This is a genomic window from Actibacterium lipolyticum (genome assembly GCF_900184935.1).
GTDB lineage: Bacteria > Pseudomonadota > Alphaproteobacteria > Rhodobacterales > Rhodobacteraceae > Actibacterium_A > Actibacterium_A lipolyticum.
This window is the reverse complement of the sequence record NZ_FXYE01000001.1, coordinates 62,628-83,223: the sequence shown is the minus strand read 5'-3', so window position 1 is coordinate 83,223 and position 20,596 is coordinate 62,628. Positions and strand designations below refer to the sequence as shown.

The following is a 20,596-nucleotide window of genomic DNA, read 5'->3' as shown; positions in this document are numbered from 1 at the left end:
CGCCAGAAACAAGGAGTGGGCCATGACCAACCCAACCGCCGCAATGCTTGTGATCGGGGATGAAATCCTGTCGGGCCGGACGCGCGATTCCAACATGCACTTTCTGGCGGGCGCGCTGACAAAGCACGGTATCGCCCTGAAAGAGGTTCGTGTGGTGTCGGATGACCGGGATATGATCATCGACGCCGTGAACGCGCTGCGCGCCAGCTATGACACGGTCGTTACTTCGGGCGGCATCGGCCCCACGCATGACGACATCACCGCAGAATCCATCGCCGCCGCCTTTGATGTGCCCATCACCATTCGCGACGACGCCCGCGCCATTCTGGCCGCCCATTACGCCGCCACCGGTGCCGAACTGAACGACGCCCGGCTTCGCATGGCGCGCATTCCCGACGGGGCCACGCTGATTGACAACCCAATCTCTAAGGCGCCCGGTTTTACGCTCGAAAACGTCCATGTGATGGCCGGAGTTCCCAATATCTTTCAGGCGATGGTGGCATCGGTTCTGCCAACGCTGACGGGCGGTGCGCCGCTGCTTAGCCAGACCCTTAGGATCGACCGTGGAGAGGGAGAGATCGCCGAACAGCTTTCCGCGCTGGCCGACGAATTTCCGGACCTTTCGGTCGGCTCCTATCCGTTTCAACGCGATGGGGCTTATGGCGTGAACATCGTCATCCGCGGCAGTGACGCGGCGATGATTGACCATGCAATGTCCAAGCTTGCCGCGCTGTTCCCCGAGGCGACGAAGTGATCCGCACGCCCGATATTTACAAAGTGGCAGAGGCAACCTGGCCCCCCGCCTCTACGCAGCGCATCGGCCCGTGGATGATCCGCGATGGCCAAGGTGGCGGCAAACGCGTTTCCGCCGCAACGGCCGAAGCGGCTGTTCAGCCTGCCGATCTTGGCCAAGCTGAAACCGCGATGGAGGCACTTGGCCAGACGCCGCTGTTCATGGTTCGCAACGGCGAAGATGCGCTGGATCAACTGCTGGAAAACGCTGGCTATGAGGTTATCGACCCCGTGGCGGTCTATGCGATTCCCATCAGCGAAATCGCCACACAGCGCCCCCCGCCCATATCTGCCTTCACCATATGGGAGCCCCTGAAAATCATGGAAGAACTGTGGGCCGAAGGTGGAATCGGCCCCGCGCGTTTGGCCGTTATGGCGCGTGTAAAAGGCCCTAAAACAGGCATTTTAGGCCGCGTGAATGACCGCGCAGCAGGCACAGCCTTTGCCGCCATCCACGAAAAAACCGCGATGATTCACGCGATTGAGGTGACCGACACCCAGCGTCGGCAAGGAACCGCCATCAACATGATGCGTGAGACCGCGTTTTGGGCACAGGATCATGGTGCAGACACGCTTGTCGTGCTGGTGACCGAGGCGAACGCGCCAGCCCGTGCCCTTTATGCTTCGTTGGGTATGAAAGTTGTGGAAAACTATCATTACAGAATAAGATCGGCTGAAACGAGCCGGAGCAGTTGATGCAGGACACCGAAAAACCGACAGCACTTGACCTGCCTATGGTCGAGCCTCTTCCAGATGGAACGCAGAAGTATTTCGACATCTGCGTTGAAAAGCTTGGCATGGTGCCAAACGTGCTTAAGGCCTATGCCTTCGACATCACCAAGCTTGATACCTTCACCGCGATGTACAACGACCTGATGCTGGGCGACAGCGCGCTGAGCAAGCTGGAGCGCGAGATGATTGCCGTCGTCGTGTCGTCGATCAATCGGTGCTGGTACTGCCAAGTCGCGCATGGCGCCGCCGTTCGTCAGCTTTCCGGTGACCCCAAACTGGGCGAAGCGATGGTAATGAACTATCGCGTGGCCCCGTTGGACCCGCGCCAACGCGCGATGTTGGACTTCGCCGCAAAATTAACCGAATCGTCCAGTAAAATCGAAGAAACTGATCGCGCGACACTGCGCGAGGTCGGCTTTTCGGACCGTGATATCTGGGACATCGCATCGGTTGCGGCGTTCTTCAATATGACCAACCGCGTCGCCTCGGCCGTCGATATGCGCCCCAACGAAGAGTATCATAGCCAATCCAGATGAAGATGCGTCCCGTCATACTGGCCTCGGCTTTTGTGCTGACACCTTTTGGTGCCTCGGCGCAATTGCTCGACTTTCCGGGCGGGGCTGCGCGCACGGCTGAACGGGTGGAACAACTTGCCAGTTATCGTCTGCCGATTGGTCCTTGGGACGGTGAAGAAATCCAAGCCATATGGGCCGAAGGTGAGGTCGTTCAACAGGCGTGGCAAGTGCGCGCCGAAGGTATCACGACCCTGCAAATGCTTGCGCCTTTGCGCGAACAGCTGATCGAACAGGGCTTTGACATCCTGTTTGAATGTGACGCCAACATCTGCGGCGGCTTTGACTTTCGCTATGCCACCGACGTGTTGCCAGAACCGGCGATGCATGTGGATCTGGGCGATTACCGGTTTCTGTCAGCCCAACGCATGGGTGACACACAGCCCGAATACATCAGCCTGTTGGTCAGCCGATCCAGCTTGAAAAGCTTTATTCAGGTGATGCGCATTGGTGCCCGGTTGGGATCTGCTGAAAAGTTGATTTCCGCCTCCACCAAAACGCCTATGCCGCTGTCCGCGCCGACTGTGGCAAAGCGCACTGGCCCTCTTGCAGCGACGCTTGAAGATGCCGGCCATGTCGTGCTGGACGATTTGCTGTTCCCCACAGGATCGTCGCGTTTGGGCGAAGGCGATTTCCCCTCTCTCAGCGAACTGGCGGCCTACCTTTTGGCGAACCCGGACAGAAAAATCGTTCTGGTTGGCCACACAGATTCCGAAGGCGGGCTGGATGGCAACATCGCGCTGTCGCGCAAACGCGCGCGTTCAGTGATGGATCGGTTGCTGAAAGAATTTGGCGTGCCATCACGGCAAGTGAAGGCGCAGGGGGTCGGCTTCCTTTCACCGTTGGCCAGCAACCTGACCGATGACGGGCGGACAAAAAACAGAAGGGTCGAAGTGATACTCACCTCGACCCAGTAGTTTGCACCTTCTAGTCTTTTTGGTTCTCGCTGCTCTGCCTTACCAAATTTCTGGCCCCTTATTGGAGAAGCTCTCCACCAGAAAATCTATGAATGCCCGTACTTTCGGCTGGGTAAACCGACCGGGTGGATACACGGCATAGATGCCAAGATTTTCCACCGGAAGGTTTGGAATAGCCTCTTCCACTAGGCCCGCCTCAACTGCGTCCTTATACAAGAAACTTGGCAAATAAGCGATGCCAAGGCCCGAAATGGCTGCGTTCAGCAAAGATTGGCCATCGTTCACAGTCAGCCAACCCGCCGTACGCACCTGACGTTTTTCGCCAGACGGCGCAGTAATCTTCCACACATTTCCGTTCGACTGATTGGAATAGTGCAGCAATTTGTGTTCGTTAAGGTCGTCGATCTTTTGCGGACGACCAAATTGCTGGAAATACGATGGCGACGCGATCATCCGCTTTGTCGTATCCGTCAATTTGCGGGCACGCAGCGTGCTGTCTTCCAGTTCGCCGATACGGATCGCCATATCAAAGCCTTCCGAAATCAGCTCTACATAGCGGTTGTTCAACACCATGTTGACGGTGATATCGGGAAATTCCTGAAGGAAGTCGCCAAGGATCGGCGACAAGTGGTTCACACCAAAATCGGTGGCAACCGAAATACGCAGCAGACCAGATGGTGCCGATTGCATAGACGTGACCAACGCGTCCGCCTCGCCTGCATCGTTCAGCACGCGGCGCGCGCGGTCGTAATAGGCCAGACCGATTTCCGTTGGGCTAACACGCCGGGTGGTGCGGTTCAGCAACCGCGCGCCCAACCGCGCCTCAAGCGACGAGACATGTTTGGAAACAGCAGATTTCGAGATGCCCATCTTTCTGGCTGCATCTGTAAAACCACCCTGATCCACCACAGTGGCGAACGCTTCCATTTCCGTCAGTCGATCCATTTCAAACCCTTCACACGCACGTAATGCCGTATGTTGTGCTTATCGGGGTCAATTCAGGCGAGAATGGGGTACAGTGCCGACAATACTGGGGTATTCCGAAGATCGTCCCACATAACGAAACGGGCGATACGGGACGATCTTTATTATTTTTCAGCAACTTACCGTAAATCAGGCAACATCACAGCGACGCGGCCAACCTTGTGCCCTGATCAATTGCCCTTTTTGCGTCCAATTCCGACGCAACATCGGCACCGCCAATGACATGCGGGGTGATTCCAGCTTTTTCCAAGTCATCCGCAAGCGAACGGTCCGATACCTGACCAGCGCACAGTACGATTGTGTCAGCTTCGATCAGTTGAGGGTTTTCGCGCGCTTCACCAAACGAAACCTCCAAGCCTTCTGGGGTGATCCGTTCGTAGTTCACGCCTGGGATCATCTTCACACCTTTGGCCTGAAGGGTCGCGCGGTGAATCCAGCCGGTGGTCTTACCCAAACGTTTGCCGGGCTTTTCGGCCTTACGCTGCAACACCGTTACTTCGCGTACAGCGGCGTCGGGTTTCGGGCCCTCGGGGTTAAGCCCACCGCGGTGAACCGCAGGGTCAGACACGCCCCATTCGGCCAGCCATGCTGGCAGGTCTTCGGTCGGGCTTTCGTCGGTCACCAGATATTCCGCCATATCGAAACCGATACCACCGGCCCCGATGACGGCGACACGTTCACCGACCTTGGCTTTGCCCCGCAGCACATCAATATAGTTTAGAACGTGCGGCTGATCTTGCCCGTCGATCTGAGGATCACGTGGCAGAACACCGGTTGCGACCACTACCTCGTCAAAACCTTTCAGGTCGTCGGCAGAGACTTCTTGGCCCAGACGCAATTCAACACCCGCGCGCGACACCATCGTTGCGTACCAGTCGACCAGACCGTGGAATTCTTCTTTGCCCGGAACCTGACGCGCCATGTTCAACTGGCCACCAATCGCCTCGGCCTTGTCAAATAGGGTGACCTTGTGGCCCCGTTGCGCAGCCGTGATCGCCGTGGAAAGCCCCGCAGGGCCAGCACCCACCACGGCGATAGAAATCGCAGCCTCGGCAGGTTCAATAGGCACCTCTGTTTCGAAACACGCGCGCGGGTTCACAAGGCAGCTGCTGATTTTGCCGCTGAATGTGTGATCAAGGCAGGCTTGGTTACAGGCGATGCACGGTGCGATCTCGGCGGAACGCCCGGTGGCGGCCTTCGCGACAAAGTCGGGGTCGGCCAGAAACGGGCGGGCCATCGACACCATATTGGCGCATCCGTCGGCCAACACGGCCTCTGCCACTTCGGGTGTGTTGATGCGGTTTGACGTGATGACGGGAATGTTCACTTCACCCATCAGCTTTTTCGTTACCCAAGAAAATGCGCGGCGCGGTACAGACGTAGCGATCGTGGGAACGCGCGCCTCGTGCCAGCCGATCCCGGTGTTGATGATCGTCGCACCGGCCTTTTCAACCTCTTTGGCCAGTTGAACCACCTCTTCGAAGGTGGAGCCATTGGGCACAAGGTCGATCATCGACAAACGATAGATAACGATGAAGTCATCGCCAACGGCGGCACGAACGCGGCGCACCACCTCTAACGGCAGACGCATCCGGTTTTCATACGACCCGCCCCAGCGGTCGGTGCGTTTGTTCGTGTGGGTCACAAGGAACTGGTTCAGGAAGTAACCTTCGGACCCCATGACCTCTACGCCGTCATAACCGGCTTCGCGGGCGCGGGCGGCGGCGGTGGCCATGTCGGCGATCTGTTTCTCGATCCCGGCCTCGTCCAGCTCTTTGGGTGGAAACGGCGAGATGGGGGATTTTACCGGCGACGGCGCAACACATTCCGGGCCATAGGCATAACGCCCCGCATGAAGGATCTGCATCGCGATCTTGCCGCCCGCTTCGTGCACCCGGTCGGTGACAATACGGTGATTGGCAATATCGTCGTCAGAAAACAGGCCCGCCGCACCGGGAAAAACGCCGCCTTCGGGGTTGGGCGCCATGCCACCGGTCACCATCAAACCCACATCGCCACGCGCGCGTGTGGCGTAGAATTCAGCGACGCGGTTCCAATCACCGCGCTCTTCCAGCCCAGTGTGCATTGATCCCATCAGGACCCTGTTCTTGAGCGTGGTAAAGCCCAGATCAAGCGGGGCCAGCAAGTGCGGGTAATTGGTCATGGTATCCTCCCTGTCGGCCGCAGGATGGAAAGCGCGGCGCGACTTGTCACGCGCAACGCCGCGTCACATGCCTGCCCCCAAAGCCGCTATCGTCACGTTAGGAGGTTTCGACACAATGCCGACGGAAGGATTTCTTCAACATGTCCAGTTCCGCCCTAAGCAAATCCACCTCGGCGCGAATATCGTCTTCCAAAGGTTCGCCCGTTACGATCGAAAAGCTATCCAACGTTTCACCGGTGGCACCATTCAGGATGATAATCGTCTGCACACCATCCCCCAGAAGAGCCGAGGGAATAGGCACGCTTACAGTATATTCCCCTGCCGCGTCAGGAATCGCAGTCACCTGAACCCCGTCCAACAGGGTGTCCAAATAACGCGCCTGTAGGTTTGGCGCATCATCAGGCGCGCCTGTCAAAAGCCCTTCCCACACGCCAGCGAATATACGTCGTTTCGTAAGCACCATGCCTGTCATCGCTACGCTCCGTTATAACTCTGCACGAGGGCGGCGGCTTAGCGACACGTCCCGCAGGGTAATCTGGTTCATCTGTGGGCCCTTCAAGATGAGATCCAGCCACATACTCTCAACCCGCTTTTCATTCACTTCGCTGTAGGCGAGGTCAAATTCCACCACGGCCTTAACATCGCCCAACGGCATCTCGCGCACGATCTGTTCTGTGTTTGGGCCGTGCTTGACATTCAGCCGTGCGAAAATTTCCAACGAATGTTCCAGTTCGACGATGGCTTCCAACCGAACGATATGACGCCGTTGAAGGCCCTCGGATGCCTCTTTGGGAAGGTCAATCGCAAGTGACAGAAACGTTCCTTCGAAACGGAACACATCCAGTTGCAAGCCGAAGGGGGCCAAATCCTCGGCGCGGGTATTTCGGACTTGGCGAACGGCAATCTCACACACGTTACAATCGTGATGAACGGTTGCCTCATCGCTTAACTTTGCTTTGCTGGGAACGGGCGCATGACCAGCAGGAAACAGCGCCCCGCGCCAGACGTCGGGCCGATAGCCCCAGTCAGACCCCATCGGCATCTGGATCGCCTTGGAACCGACGGCAGGAAGCGTCAGGCGTTCGTCGGCAATGTGTAATACCTTGTTAAGCTGGCGACGCACCAACCGCGCATGCGTGCGTTGTTCACGCAACGCCGACAGATCTTGGGCCCCCGCCTTTTCCGCCGCACGGGACCAGCGCCGCAAAGCACGCTGCCCGCCCATTCGTTCCATCAAACTGTCCAGCTTACCTGCCATAATCGTGCCCTGCCCCACATCCGGCTTTGATAACCGGTGAACCCGTATAAGAACAAGCAGAGCGAGGCCAACTTGGCCAAAAGGACGTGTTCGCCCCGGCTAACCGCTGTTCGCGGCGCTCTCTGCTTTGATGCGCGAGACCAGATACTCCAAAATGATCGCGCCCGTATCGCCGCTGATCGGGCGATCACGCAACGCCAAGACCGATGCTGAAACGATGTGGCCGTTCACATCGAAAATCGCGCGCCAGTGCTCTTTTCCAAGCCCGCTGTCAGTATCCTCACTGCTATCGCGTGCATGGATCACAAATGTGCCTCTGCGCAGAAACGTATCCACGACTTCGACGCTTTCGGCACGACCATCACGGGCAAGCGCCGCGCGCCCTTCGATGGACTCAAAGAAGCCCGCCAGCCGGTCGGCCTGATCCTTTACGGCCACGCCATCATCGGACTGCTCGAACACGCTGACGGCAAGAACCGTTGGAACGCGCGGGCGCTCGGCGGCGTCATCCCCGGTAATCGCTGCGCAGCTTGCCAAAAGGACAAACGCGTTTTCGTCACTATCGCGCGACACATTGCGGTCAACACAATAACCTTTGGGCCCACCGACAACGACGCTGTTCCCAGCCACCGACATCAGTTCTGGCGCCGCGCGCGTCACCGCTTGGTCGTCTGGAAGCATCTCTGTGCAACCTGAAACAAGCGCCAGCAGGGCCAGCCCTGCAAACGCCCGTTTGATATTAAAGATCCATGTAAACATGCGTCTCTTCATTTGCGCCGGGGTGTGTAACTGCGCCCAACCGGGTCGATCCGACAAGCTGTGCGTATTTCCACAGTGCGCCAGATGCATAGTCGGTTTTGCGCGGGCCTTTCCAATCGGCCTTGCGGGCCTCAAACTCTTCGTCGGTCAGGTCAACGCTGATCTCGCCTGTCAGGGCGTTGATCGTGATCATGTCGCCATTCTTAAGCAATGCAATCGGGCCGCAATCAGCCGCTTCGGGGCCAACGTGACCCACACAGAAACCACGCGTCGCGCCCGAAAAACGGCCGTCGGTGATCAACGCAACCTTCTTACCCATGCCCTGCCCGGAAAGCGCAGCGGTGGTCGCCAGCATTTCACGCATACCGGGGCCGCCGGCGGGGCCTTCGTTGCGGATGACGATAACCTCGCCTTCGCTGTATTCACGTTTCTGCACGGCTTCGAAGGCTTCTTCTTCGCATTCAAACACGTTTGCGGGGCCGGTGAACACTTGGTCTTCGTCGCTCATACCCGCGACTTTAACGATTGCGCCTTCTGGTGCGATGTTGCCCTTCAGGCCAACAACCCCACCAGTTTTCGAAATCGGCGTCGCGACCGAATGAATGACCTTACCGTCCACTTCGCGCGTGATTTGGTCCAGCTCTTCACCAATCGTTTTGCCGGATGCGGTGATGCAATCTTCGTAGATAAGGCCAGCTTTCTTAAGCTCGCGCAGAACAACCGGAACGCCGCCAGCATCGAACAGATCCTTGGCAACATATTCGCCGCCCGGCTTCAGGTTCACAAAGTAAGGCGTGTCGCGGAAGATGTCGCAGACGTCGAACAGATCGAAATCAATGCCAGCTTCGTGCGCGATGGCAGGAAGATGCAGGCCAGCGTTGGTGGAACCACCCGTACAAGCCACAACACGCGCCGCGTTGATCAGCGACTCTTTGGTTACGATGTCACGTGCGCGGATGTTCTTTTCCAGCAGGTTCATCACCGCAGCGCCGGACGCTTCGCCATACTGGTCGCGGGATTCATAAGGCGCAGGGGCACCTGACGAATTCATCAGCGCAAGGCCGATCGCTTCGGACACACAGGCCATGGTGTTTGCAGTGTACTGGCCGCCACACGCACCAGCGGACGGGCAGGCAACACGTTCCAGAATTTCCAGCTCGGCATCGGACATTTCGCCAGCTTGGTGTTTGCCAACCGCCTCGAACACGTCCTGAACAACCACGTCTTTGCCGTTCAGGCGACCCGGAAGGATCGAACCGCCATAGATAAAGACGGACGGCACGTTCAAACGCACCATCGCCATCATCATCCCCGGCAAGGACTTGTCACATCCGGCAAGGCCAACAATGGCGTCATAACAGTGGCCGCGCATGGTCAGTTCAACCGTGTCGGCAATCGCCTCGCGCGATGCCAGCGACGACCGCATGCCTTCGTGGCCCATCGCGATACCATCGGTCACGGTGATCGTGGTGAATTCGCGCGGCGTACCTTCGGCAGCTTTCACGCCCATCTTAACCGCCTGCGCCTGACGGTTCAGCGCGATGTTACAAGGTGCGGCTTCGTTCCAGCAGGTGGCGACGCCAACCAAAGGCTGGTGAATTTCTTCCTCGGAAAGGCCCATCGCATACAGATACGACCGATGCGGGGCGCGTTCGGGCCCTTCGGTCACATGGCGGCTGGGCAGTTTGGTCTTGTCAAAGCGGCGACTGTTCATGGGTTCCATCCGATCTGGCCTGGATGGGGAATAGCCGCCGAAGCGTTATTTCACAAGCTTGATTGATGCCATGGGGTGCCCGGTTTAGGGTCGCGCAGAAGGATGAATTCGATAATGCGATACGCCCCCCACGAAAGCTTTGCCGCCCCTGCGCGCAACCGACCAGAGATTTGGCGACTGATCGTCGGCTTTCTGGCGATCAACCTGATTCAGCTGATGCTGATCTTCGGCTGCTACAGCATCGTCGCAAATTTGGCGGGCCAATTCACCGCGCGCCAGTTGTTCAATGACGTCTTCATATCCACCCTGACCGCGCGCGACACGTTGCTTATGCTGGGGTCGTTCGGGTTTCTTATCGTGGGCATCGCCATTGTTGTAACGCGCATCCACCACCGCCCGTTTCTTTCACTAATCGGCGCGCCGGGACAAGCAGTGCAGGACTTCTTCGCAACGCTGAAGGCATTGGCCATCCTTTCTGTGGTAATCGCGTTCGCCTTGCCCAATGACATCGAACTGATGCCCAATCTGGCCTTCGCCAAATGGGCTCTGCTTTTGCCGATCTCAATTCTGGTCTTGTTCATCCAAGTCTCTGCCGAAGAGCTGTTGTTCAGAGGCTACCTGCAACAACAACTTGCCGCGCGGTTTCGCTCTCCGGTTATCTGGATGCTTTTGCCTGCGCTTATCTTTGGCGCTGGGCACTATGCGCCGGACGCTGCGGGGGAAAACGCGGTCTTTGTCACGATATGGGCGGCTTTGTTCGGGCTAATCGCCGCCGATCTGACCGCACGGAGTGGCAACTTGGGGCCGGCGATCGCGCTTCATTTCGTTAACAACGCCGCGGCCATTCTGTTTGTTTCGCTTTCGGGGCCGATGTCCGGGCTTGCGCTTTACCTTTACCCATACGAAGCGGATTCTACGGCGCTTCAGCCACTTTTCGCGGTTGATCTGGGGGTTCTGTTCGTAAGCTGGCTTGCAGCACGGGTTGCACTGCGGGTGTAAGATTGCAGCTTTGACAATGGCGCGTTAGCTTCGTTCAAATTGAGCAGGCAATCAGGAATTCACAACATGCGCGCGCCCGAATTCGCGGCCTATATCGGCCCGGCCCGGCTTTACCCAGAAATTTGGCGCATCCTGTTGGGCATGTTGCTGATATTGTTTATTTATATCGGCGTGTTCGCCATCATGCTTGTCGCGCTTTATCCGATTGTCGGGCCCTTGGAATATTTTGCGTGGCTGCTGAAACTAAAAGCCCCGACCGAGGCAGGGCCGACCTTCTTCCTTCTGCTCAGCTTCATAGGCATGGGCCTTGGCCCCATCATCGCCGTGGGCGCGTGTCACTTGCGCGGGCCCGGCACCTTGTTCGGGCCAGCCGACGAAACGCTGCGCGGATTTTTCCTGACGGTTGTGGTGCTTTTGCCGCTTTATGGTGGCCTGACAGCGCTAAGTTTCTGGCTTTCGCCCCCGGAACAAAACTTGGCCTTCGACACGTGGCTTGGCTATCTGCCACTCGCCTTGCCGCTTGTGTTCATACAAACCACATCCGAAGAACTGATCTTTCGCGGCTATTTGCAACAACAACTTGCCGCGCGGTTCGTTGCGCGGTGGGTTTGGATGGGGCTTCCCGCGCTGCTTTTCACATCGCTTCACTGGAACCCCGCTGCCGGGTCCAATATCTGGATGATCTTGGCCGCCGTACTTGGCTTTGCGCTGATTGCTGCCGATCTGACCGAAAGAACCGGCAGCCTGGGCAGCGCCATGGGCCTGCATTTTATCAACAACGTGTTCGCCATGCTGTTCGTGTCTGTCGGGGGTACAATCAACGGCCTTTCGCTGTTCGTCACGCCCTATGATGTGGCTGATAAGACCAATCTTCCCCTTGGCCTTGGGCTTGATCTTATTCTACTTTTCACTGTCTGGCGCTTGCTGCGTTACATCGTTGCCCGATAGTCAGATTGCAATTCACCGCGCCCCGGCTTATTTCGGGCACATCTCGTAGCGATAGGCATGTCCGTATGAACTGGATTTCGAATTACGTCCGCCCCAAAATCAACTCGCTTTTTTCCCGTCGCGAGGTGCCAGAGAACCTCTGGACCAAGTGCGACGAATGCGGGACGATGCTGTTCCACCGCGAACTAAGCGACAATCTGAACGTCTGCACCACGTGCGACCATCACATGCCAATCACCCCGCGTGAACGGTTCGACGCATTATTCGACGGCGGTATCTTCACAGAGATCGAAGTACCTAAGCCCATCGCCGACCCCCTGCATTTCCGCGATCAGAAAAAATACCCTGACCGCATGAAAGCCGCGCAAAAGAAAACCGGCGAACCCGAAGCGATGCTGGTCGCCGAAGGCGAAATGGGCGGCACGCCCATCGTCGCTGCCGGGCAAGACTTCAGCTTCATGGGTGGTTCCATGGGCATGTATGTTGGCAACGCCATCATTGCCGCCGCTGAACGTGCGGTTGAACTTGGCCGCCCTCTGATCCTGTTTTCCGCCGCTGGTGGCGCGCGCATGCAGGAAGGCATTCTGTCGCTGATGCAAATGCCGCGCACGACGGTTGCTGTCGAAATGCTGAAAGAAGCGGGCCTGCCTTACATCGTGGTTCTAACCAACCCAACATCGGGCGGCGTTACCGCGTCTTATGCGATGCTGGGCGACGTTCACATCGCAGAGCCGAACGCCCTGATCTGCTTTGCCGGGCCGCGCGTTATCGAACAGACCATCCGTGAAAAGCTGCCCGAAGGGTTCCAGCGTTCTGAATATCTGTTGGACCACGGCATGCTGGACCGCGTGACCATGCGCACCGAAATGCGGGACGAACTGATCACGATCGTTCGGATGCTTATGAACCTGACACCAGCCGTGCGTGGTAACCTTCCTGCGCCCGAGCCGGAAGCAGAAGAAGCTGAAGCCGCGCCAGCAGAAACTGGCGAAGCAGACGCACCTAAGGCGTGAACCCCACAGGCAGCGACATCATCCTTGACCGGATGATGTCCCTTCACCCCAAGATTATTGACCTGACACTTGATCGTGTTTGGCGTCTGTTGGCCGCATTGGACCATCCCGAACGGGCATTGCCCCCAGTTGTCCACATCGCGGGCACCAACGGCAAAGGGTCGACCCAAGCCATGATCCGCGCCGGGCTAGAGGGGGCGGGCAAACGCGTTCACGCCTATACCTCGCCGCATCTGGTACGGTTCCACGAACGTATACGCCTGGCCGGAGAGTTGATCGAAGAAGACGCGCTAAGCGAAATCCTTGATGAATGTGTGCGCGCCAACAACGGCGAAGGCATCACCTATTTCGAAATCACCACGGTCGCGGCCCTGTTGGCCTTCGCCCGCACCCCTGCTGACTTCACCCTGTTAGAGGTCGGCCTTGGCGGCCGGTTGGACGCGACAAACGTGATCGACACGCCCGCGCTGACAATCATCACGCCTGTTTCCATCGATCATCAACAATACCTTGGCGATACGCTGGAAGAAATTGCTGGCGAAAAGGCGGGCATCCTAAAACGCGGTGTGCCCTGCGTCGTCGGCCGGCAACAGGAAACCGCCCTTGACGTGATCGAAGCACGCGCCGCACGCCTTGGCGTTCCGCTTTTGGCGCATGGGCAACATTGGCAGGTGTGGGAAGAACGCGGGCGGCTTGTCTATCAAGATGAAACCGGTTTGCTTGACCTGCCTTTGCCAAACCTAATCGGTGCGCATCAGGTTGATAACGCCGGTATGGCCATCGCTGCCCTGCGCGCCCTTGGAATGGACGAAGAGGCCTGCGAAGCCGCTGTGACCAACGCCACGTGGCCCGCGCGCATGCAGCGGCTGACCAAAGGGCCGCTGGTCAAGGCCGCCGACCGCGCCGAACTGTGGTTAGATGGCGGTCATAACCCTGCCGCAGGCGACGCGCTGATCGAGGCACTTTCACGCCTGCCAGATCGCCCATTGCACCTGATCTGTGGGATGTTGAACACCAAGGACGTCACCGGATACCTGCGCCCTTTGGCGGCACAGGCGCAAAGCCTTCATGCGGTTTCCATACCGGGTTCTGCGGCGACGCTTTCAGCTGACGAAACAGCCGATGCGGGAACCTCGGTTGGCATCCCTTCGTCGATTGCGGCATCGCTTGGCGACGCCGTTCAAGACATCACAAAAGCCGCGCCCAATGCCCGGATCTTGATTTGCGGGTCACTTTATCTGGCTGGCGAAGTTTTGCGGGAAAACGGTTAGGGTTAGCAACCGCTGGCGATAACCAACTGGGTGCTTCTATTTGTTCCGCCCAAAGACGTTGAACAACGGGGTCGCGAATGGCCCCGTACAGCAGGCCGCCAGCGCAGTACCAGCCCCCGCGACGACAAGGGTCGAAAAACCGCTAAGTGCATAGACACCTACGGCGAATAATACTGAATAGCCCGCGATCAGTGAAAACACGGCAGACCCGGTTCCAATCAGCGCCCCAAGAACAATGAATCCAACAATCATTTGCCACTCCAGATTTTGAAACTCCGGCCGTTGAGCGCCGGTTACATTTCATAAAAGGAGGCCAAATGTGGCGGGAATGTGGCGAAAATCTTTGGATATACTTAAGATGTTAACGTTCACTCATAAGAGGTTAAAAACAACCATTCGGACTGCAAATCACCGAAAAGTTTACGCTTTTTAATAGTCTCTTTCCCAGAAAACGCCGACGCTTGTGTCGCCATCACTGCCAAGGCCGCCCTTAACGGTGAACGAGGATGACACATCAAGGTTCAAGTTAATCTCGCTCTTGCCTTCTGAATCCACGGTGACGTCGGTGTAGATATTGTCTGATATATATTTGCCCGCACGAACAGCCGTCGTCCCCTCGGCGTCAGAGGTCACATCCAGATCGTCCAAACCAAAGCTTTCCCTTAGCTTGGACACAATCCCACCGCCGCCACGCCCGGCAAGCGTTGCGACCGCAGATGCCAGTTGGGCCGCTTGAAGTGGCGACAGATTATCAATGCCCTGCCCGAACAACAACCGCGCCAAGACCTCATCCTGGGGCAGCTCTGGCTGCGATAGGAAGCTAACCTCGGGTTCGCTGACGGGCCCTTCGGTGACGATTTGGATGGTCACATCGTCCGCCTGCGTTTCAGCAACCAACCGGATATAAGGATCGAACGCGCCCTGCAGGCGGATCTGGCCTTCGGTCAGGTCCAGCCGTTTGCCCAATATATCAAGCCGGCCACGGACAAGGTCGAACCGGCCGATCGGGATAACGTCACTGGTTGTGCCCGTGACCCGTAGTTGCCCGCCAAGTTCGGCATCCAACCCGCGACCACGTACAAAAATCTGAGAAGGCGCTTTGACCGTCACATTCAAACCCAGCCCGCCACTTGCGCCAGCTTCGCTTTCGGTGCCAGCAGTCGGCGAAAGCCCAGCCCGGTCGCGCGTTGCTTTGGCTGCGGCCTTGTCATTTACGTGCACAAGCCCGTCGGGAATAGCGCCAGACACACCGCCGATGGTTGATGGCACCTGCACCTCTGTTTCGCCCAGTTCAAGCGTTCCGCGGATTTGACCACCAGAGGCCAGCGGGCCACTTAGACGAAGGTCACCCCGAACGGAACTTTGGTACAGTTCTGGGTCACTAAGCGAAACGTTGTTCAGGCGGATTTCAAGGTCACTGTCAAAGGGCGCGGTCAGTGAAACCGGCCCGGTCACAACAACACGCCCACCGCCGACCACATCGCCACGCACCTGCACCGATGCCCGGCCCCCAGCCAACCCAATGTCGGCATTCAGATCGCGGATCGCCACACCCAATGTCGGCGCAGAAAAGCGTGCACCGCTGGTCGCGATGGTGCCAGAAAGCGCATCAAGCCCCGGCTTTCCGTTAATACGCAGGTCATAGCCAACCGTTCCTTGGACCGAACGCGGCGCGATAAAGCTGTTGGCAAGACCCAACGGCGCGGTGCCGTCCGTGGAAAGGTTCATCGTCTTGCCGTCCCCCGCGACACGGCCAGCAACGCGTGCTGTCGTTCCGCCCGGCCCTGTCGCGTTCAGCGCCAGTTGCCAATCGCTTCCGACAGCTGTGGCTGTGCCGCTTGCGGTCACGGGGCCGGGAAATTCGGGCACCAACAGGCCCAAGTTCGCCAGCCGTGCGTTGAAGTTCAATGTTTCACTGTCGCCCACACCGCCCGAGACTTGCGCCGTGATCTGCCCGGTTTCAAGCGACAAGGCAGAAACCGTGATGCGCCCATCCGCCCGTGACGCTTGCAATGACAGCCCGCTTTGCCCGCCAATCAACTGATCCAGATCGCCCAGCCCCGCCGCCAAGTTACGCCCGGTCGCATCCAGCTGAAGGTCAAAATCATCGCCTTTGATTTTCGCGCTGCCAGTCGCTGACGCCTGCAGGCTGCCGCGCAGAGAACGCCCGGCAAGGCGGGAAAACACAGCAAGGTTTTCGACAGAAACCTCAACCGAGCCAGCCGCTGGAAGATCTTCATCATTCAGATCAAGCGAGCCGCCGCCTGAAACCAACGCACCGGCCCCCTTCAGGATCAGGTCATCGATGCGCAGCGGGGAGTCTTTTGTCCAATTCAGCATCGTGTCCAGTGACGCCGGGCCAGCCAAACCGGGCGCCACCGGTGCAAGGTCAACCAATTGCGCACTGATCTGCACGCCACCATCATCGTTTGTAAGGGTGCCCTGTGCGGTCGCGTTGAAGGCGTTGCTGCTGGCGGTGAACTGTTCCAGCACGGTAACACCACCATCACGCTGCGCGATCAGGGTGACGTTTGTCGCGCCGCCAAGAAGCGCATCCGCCTGTTCAATTCCCGTCACCAGATCGGTTGTGGTGGCACGTGCTGTCACGTCGAACGCATCGCCCTTAATCGCGCCGCGCCCTGACACATCGGCCCGCACCGATCCGCCAAGTGGCCGCCGCGCTAATTCAGAGAATGGTGCAAGGTCGACAACCGTCAGCTTAAGATCGCCAACCGCTGGCAGACGTTCGTCGGCCAGATCAACGGTGCCGCTGCCGATTGCCGTGGCACCCGCCCCTTCGACAAACAGCCGTTCAAGCGACAGGGGTTGATCCTTTTGCCACTTCACATTGGTATTCATCCGCGCAGGCCCCGAAAGACCCGGCGCAAGTGGCGCAATCTCGTTCAGACTAGCCTGCACAAAAAGCGCGCCCGCCAAACCGTTCAGCGTGCCGTTGGCATCCGCGTTCAGCGCATCGTTCGCGATCGTGAATTTCTTAAGCTCTGTTCCGGTCTCGTCCCGCTGTGCCAGCAGGGCCAGTTGGCTTTCGCCCGCAAGCAACGGGTCAACCTGTTCCACGCCCACGGTCAGATCAGTGGTCGTTGCATCCAGCGCGATATCAAACGCGCCACCCAACAAGGTACCTTCGCCCACCAGCGCCATTTCAGCCGTGCCGCTGATCGGGCGCCCGGCCAATCCAGAAAAGCGCGCGATGTCATCGCTGACCAAACGCAAGTTGCCATTCACCGGGTATCCGCCGCCATATCCATCAACTTCGCCGCGCGCGGTCAGGCTTAGCCCCGCGCCGGAAAGATCAAACCCGGTCAGGTTCAACGGCTCCCCTTCGGTCCAATTCAGCGCTGCGGTGCCGCGCAATGCATCCCCCAACGCGGTCGCCAGTGCCGTATCTTGATGCGCGATGCCATCCGCCACGATCTGCACGGCAGCGGTGACTTGGCGTGGAAGGCTTCGACGGATTGTCCCGGTGCCCGACAGCGTTGCGTTTGAAAGCGTAAGCCCATCGCGCCCGAACCCTTCGACAACCGCGCTGGCGGCCCATGCCTCGCCCTCGTTTGCGTCGAAGCGGGCGGTAATCTGGGCGGATCTAACAATAGTTTCCGGCCCAGACAGCGGCAATACAACGTCCCCATCGCCCGCAATGGTGCCTTCAAGGTCAAACCGTTCTGGCAAGCCATCCGCCGCCACGACCAAGCTGCCTTCCAATGCCAAAGCGGCTGCGGAAAGACTGAACTCTTCCAGATCCAAACGACCATCGGCGCTGCGTTCGCCAGTAAATTTCAAGCGCATCTTCGGGCCAAAGAAGGGCTGCAACGCCGGGGCAAAAAGCGGGGCGATATCGCCGCCCAAGTCACCGCTGAACTGTCGGTCGGGCGCGGCCCCTTCACCGTTTTCTGTGGCAGTTTGGCTGATCTGCCCGGCGAGGCGTTCTTCGCCATCAGACGACAGCACGATATCGGCCGTGAAATCGGAAAGTGGGGCGTCACCCTTCACGCTTAGCTCTATCGCGGGGCTACCGGGCAACGAGATAAGCGTACTGATGAACCCGCCTGGCCCCTCTGACAGGCCCAGATCAAGCTTCAGTACATCCGTTTCATTGGCGTATGACGCATCCAGCGCGAAAGTGCCTGCTTCGCCATCTGTGCGCACGACATCCAGCTTGGCGTGCCCTTCCCCACCGGCAAGGTTCACGCTGCCTTCCAACGCGAATACCGCGGCTTCACCAAATAGGGCGGCCCCGACATCAACCTTGGCAGCCTTGATCGTTTCGATGTTCACCGACACCGGCAAATCAGGCAGTTGGAAGGGGGTCGCCTCTGCATCCTCGGCTGTCACGCTCTCGCTTTTTGGGGCGCGTGGAATGATGATTTCATCGGCGGAAAGTTCCGTCACCTCTAACCGGCCCCGCAACAGGGCGGCGCGCGACCAATCCAAAACGACACCGCGCAGGGTCAGCCAAACGCCGTCATCATCGGCGATCGTCAGCTCCTCGACCGTTGCACGGGCGGACAGCGCACCTTCAAACCCTACGATGCGGATCGTGCGTCCGGCACCCGACAGGTTGTCCTCTAGAAAGGCCTGCAACACACCGCGATCACCCGCTGCATCGTCTTGGGCAAACGTGGGTATGGCCGACAAAACAAGGAAAAGGAGTGCGAAAACAAAACGCATCAGAACGCCTGCCCTATGCCAACGTAAATATGAATGCCGTCGCCGGTGGCCCCACCGATGGGCGTTGCGACATCAAGCCGGATTGGGCCGATGCCGGTTTCATACCGCAGCCCCAAACCCGCACCCGAATGCCAAGCGCCATTATCCCCCGGCCAACTGTCAGCTCCGATAAAGCCCGCATCGGCGAAGCCAACCACAGAAATGCTATCGGTTACGCCCACGCGCACCTCTGCCGACGCACCAAGAAACGCGCGCCCGCCGGTGCTGTCCCCGCTGGGAAGGTCAACGTTAAGCGATTGGTACGGCTGCCCGCGCACGGTGCCGCCCCCACCCGAAAAGAATAGCATGTCTGGCGGCACATCGACGATTTCTGCGCCGATCACCGACCCGAACTGAAGGCGCCCCGCGACCACAAACCGGTCGTCAGCGCCCAACCCTTCGTAGGCCCGCGCATCCGCATAAACCCGCGCGCCCGACTGGCTGCCAGAAACGCCAACAAAGGGCTCGCCCGTTGCTTGCAGGTAAAAGCCACCCACCGGGTTCAACGGGTTGTTACGCCGATCCCATGCGGCCGTTACCGGAATTGTCAGGTGCGTGAAGGTACGTTCGCCAAGATCGTCGCGCACTTCGGAATACCGAAACCGGACACCTGCCCCAACCTCTAGAACATCGGAAAACTGGCGAAATAGGCTCGCACCGACTGTGGCTTTGCGTTCAAAGAAATCGGGTTCGTCAAGCTCTTCCAGCTCTCCCAGCACCAGCAGGCGGGTGTCTTCGTCGAACGTTGCAGGCCGCGTGATGGTCGCGCCAAGGCGATAATCCACCCCGCCGGAATCCCCGGCGATGCCCTTTACCTCGCCTTCGATCCGCAACCGTTCAGCACCGCCAAGCAGGTTGCGGTGCATCCAATAGGCAGACACACCCAGCCCTTCAAGCGACGATACCTCTGCCCCGAAGCCAAACCGGCGTTTCTTTTCGTCAACCAGCGCGGCTTCGATATCAAGCGTGTCGTCTGCGTTCGGAGTTTCAGCCTCCAACAACGCAACAGAGCGGAACGCGCCGCTGCGGCGCAGGCGGCTTGCGGCATCTTCAAGCTCTTCGGGGGAAAAGGTCTCTCCGCTGGGCAGGCCCGCGATCTCGCGGATACGCTTTTCGCGAACCCGGCTTTCCGAAGTGATGATCAAATCGCCAAATTGCAGCCGCCGGCCGGGATCAAGCTGAATATCCGCTGCCAACGTCCGCGCGCGATGATCGGCGGTGATGTTCTGCCCGGCGATACGTGCCTTGGCAAAGCCAACATCCCGATACCCGGAAACACCCGCTTGCGCGGCTTCTTGAATAAGCGTGCTTTTCGCAGGCTCTCCAACTGCAAACCCTTCCGGCAGAACGGTGCTGTTGGCCAAGGGCGCAACCCGCGCCTGCGAGAACTTGAACTTTGGCCCCGGCGTGACCTTCAGGCGAATTTTATCGATGGTTTTCGGGGTTGCAAACGGCGGTATCGACGCCGCCTCGCGCCCGTCGACCAGAATATTGATAACAGGGCTATAATACCCCATCGCGTATAGAACGCCGATCAGTTGCGCATAATCCGCACGCGCCGCCGCCAGCAGATCTTGCGGCTTGGTCGCCTTTTCCTCGTTCGCGGCAATGGCAAGCGAGGCCGCGCGAAGATCATCTTGTAAATCATCGCCAGCAGTCGGGGCAGACAGCCGCACTTCGGTGGCATTAACAGCCCCCGCCCACAGCAGCGATAAGGCAAGGCCCGCCGCCTTGATCATTCTTGC

Annotated in this window: 17 protein-coding genes; 8 read left to right on the top strand and 9 right to left on the bottom strand. The window is 58.5% G+C overall.

From position 1 onward, the window contains the following. Positions 1–22 precede the first annotated feature (22 nt). Genes COL8621_RS00370 through COL8621_RS00355 form a run of 4 tightly spaced genes read left to right on the top strand, consistent with a single transcriptional unit; the run spans position 23 to position 3,013 of the window. A complete protein-coding gene (locus COL8621_RS00370) occupies positions 23–754 on the top strand; it encodes a competence/damage-inducible protein A (protein ID WP_093965156.1) in 732 nt (243 codons plus the stop codon). After that, positions 751–1,488 carry a GNAT family N-acetyltransferase gene (locus COL8621_RS00365; RefSeq protein ID WP_235823659.1) on the top strand — a complete coding sequence of 246 codons (738 nt, stop codon included), beginning with the start codon at positions 751–753 and terminating at the stop codon, positions 1,486–1,488. Before COL8621_RS00370 ends, COL8621_RS00365 begins: the two co-directional genes overlap by 4 nt. Next, positions 1,488–2,060, top strand: coding sequence for a peroxidase-related enzyme (locus COL8621_RS00360; protein WP_093965153.1), 573 nt, complete (start codon positions 1,488–1,490; stop codon positions 2,058–2,060). Before COL8621_RS00365 ends, COL8621_RS00360 begins: the two co-directional genes overlap by 1 nt. Further along, a complete protein-coding gene (locus COL8621_RS00355; protein WP_235823655.1) occupies positions 2,057–3,013 on the top strand; it encodes an OmpA family protein in 957 nt (318 codons plus the stop codon). The genes COL8621_RS00360 and COL8621_RS00355 overlap by 4 nt, the downstream gene beginning before the upstream one ends. A 39-nt stretch (positions 3,014–3,052) precedes the next feature. On the opposite strand, the gene COL8621_RS00350 is transcribed toward COL8621_RS00355, so the two are convergent. The 6 genes from COL8621_RS00350 to ilvD form a co-directional block, all read right to left on the bottom strand. Beyond that, positions 3,053–3,958, bottom strand: a complete 906-nt coding sequence (locus COL8621_RS00350) for a LysR family transcriptional regulator (protein ID WP_093965151.1) — start codon at positions 3,956–3,958, stop codon at positions 3,053–3,055. 178 nt (positions 3,959–4,136) lie between these two features. Continuing rightward, entirely contained in the window at positions 4,137–6,161 is a 2,025-nt protein-coding gene (locus tag COL8621_RS00345) for an NADPH-dependent 2,4-dienoyl-CoA reductase (RefSeq protein WP_093965148.1), read from the bottom strand. 97 nt (positions 6,162–6,258) lie between these two features. Further along, the gene (locus tag COL8621_RS00340; RefSeq protein ID WP_093965146.1) at positions 6,259–6,633 is read right to left on the bottom strand and encodes a hypothetical protein; all 375 of its coding nucleotides are present in this window, start codon (positions 6,631–6,633) and stop codon (positions 6,259–6,261) included. A gap of 12 nt (positions 6,634–6,645) precedes the next feature. Continuing rightward, positions 6,646–7,419: a DUF6478 family protein gene (locus COL8621_RS00335; protein WP_176438409.1), complete on the bottom strand. Its 774-nt coding sequence runs from the start codon at positions 7,417–7,419 to the stop codon at positions 6,646–6,648. A gap of 99 nt (positions 7,420–7,518) precedes the next feature. Further along, positions 7,519–8,178, bottom strand: a complete 660-nt coding sequence (locus COL8621_RS00330; protein ID WP_093965144.1) for a hypothetical protein — start codon at positions 8,176–8,178, stop codon at positions 7,519–7,521. Continuing rightward, a complete protein-coding gene (gene ilvD / locus COL8621_RS00325; protein WP_093966836.1) occupies positions 8,159–9,892 on the bottom strand; it encodes a dihydroxy-acid dehydratase in 1,734 nt (577 codons plus the stop codon). The genes COL8621_RS00330 and ilvD overlap by 20 nt, the downstream gene beginning before the upstream one ends. A gap of 114 nt (positions 9,893–10,006) precedes the next feature. On the opposite strand from ilvD, the gene COL8621_RS00320 reads away from it, so the two are divergent. The 4 genes from COL8621_RS00320 (at position 10,007) to COL8621_RS00305 (ending at position 14,123) form a co-directional block, all read left to right on the top strand. Continuing rightward, a complete protein-coding gene (locus COL8621_RS00320) occupies positions 10,007–10,891 on the top strand; it encodes a CPBP family intramembrane glutamic endopeptidase (RefSeq protein ID WP_235823653.1) in 885 nt (294 codons plus the stop codon). A 66-nt stretch (positions 10,892–10,957) separates the two neighbouring features. Beyond that, a complete protein-coding gene (locus tag COL8621_RS00315) occupies positions 10,958–11,839 on the top strand; it encodes a CPBP family intramembrane glutamic endopeptidase (RefSeq protein WP_093965142.1) in 882 nt (293 codons plus the stop codon). A gap of 65 nt (positions 11,840–11,904) precedes the next feature. After that, positions 11,905–12,852 (top strand): acetyl-CoA carboxylase, carboxyltransferase subunit beta, encoded by a 948-nt coding sequence (gene accD / locus COL8621_RS00310; protein WP_093965139.1) that lies wholly within the window; start codon positions 11,905–11,907, stop codon positions 12,850–12,852. A gap of 32 nt (positions 12,853–12,884) precedes the next feature. Beyond that, positions 12,885–14,123: a bifunctional folylpolyglutamate synthase/dihydrofolate synthase gene (locus COL8621_RS00305; protein ID WP_093966834.1), complete on the top strand. Its 1,239-nt coding sequence runs from the start codon at positions 12,885–12,887 to the stop codon at positions 14,121–14,123. A 36-nt stretch (positions 14,124–14,159) separates the two neighbouring features. On the opposite strand, the gene COL8621_RS00300 is transcribed toward COL8621_RS00305, so the two are convergent. From COL8621_RS00300 to COL8621_RS00290, 3 genes are all read right to left on the bottom strand, one after another. Continuing rightward, the gene (locus COL8621_RS00300; RefSeq protein ID WP_093965137.1) at positions 14,160–14,375 is read right to left on the bottom strand and encodes a hypothetical protein; all 216 of its coding nucleotides are present in this window, start codon (positions 14,373–14,375) and stop codon (positions 14,160–14,162) included. Between the two features lie 177 nt (positions 14,376–14,552). Next, positions 14,553–18,812, bottom strand: a complete 4,260-nt coding sequence (locus tag COL8621_RS00295) for a translocation/assembly module TamB domain-containing protein (RefSeq protein ID WP_093965134.1) — start codon at positions 18,810–18,812, stop codon at positions 14,553–14,555. Then, complete coding sequence (locus COL8621_RS00290; protein WP_235823652.1) at positions 18,812–20,590, bottom strand: autotransporter assembly complex protein TamA; 1,779 nt, start codon at positions 20,588–20,590, stop codon at positions 18,812–18,814. Before COL8621_RS00290 ends, COL8621_RS00295 begins: the two co-directional genes overlap by 1 nt. Between the last annotated feature and the right edge of the window lie 6 nt (positions 20,591–20,596).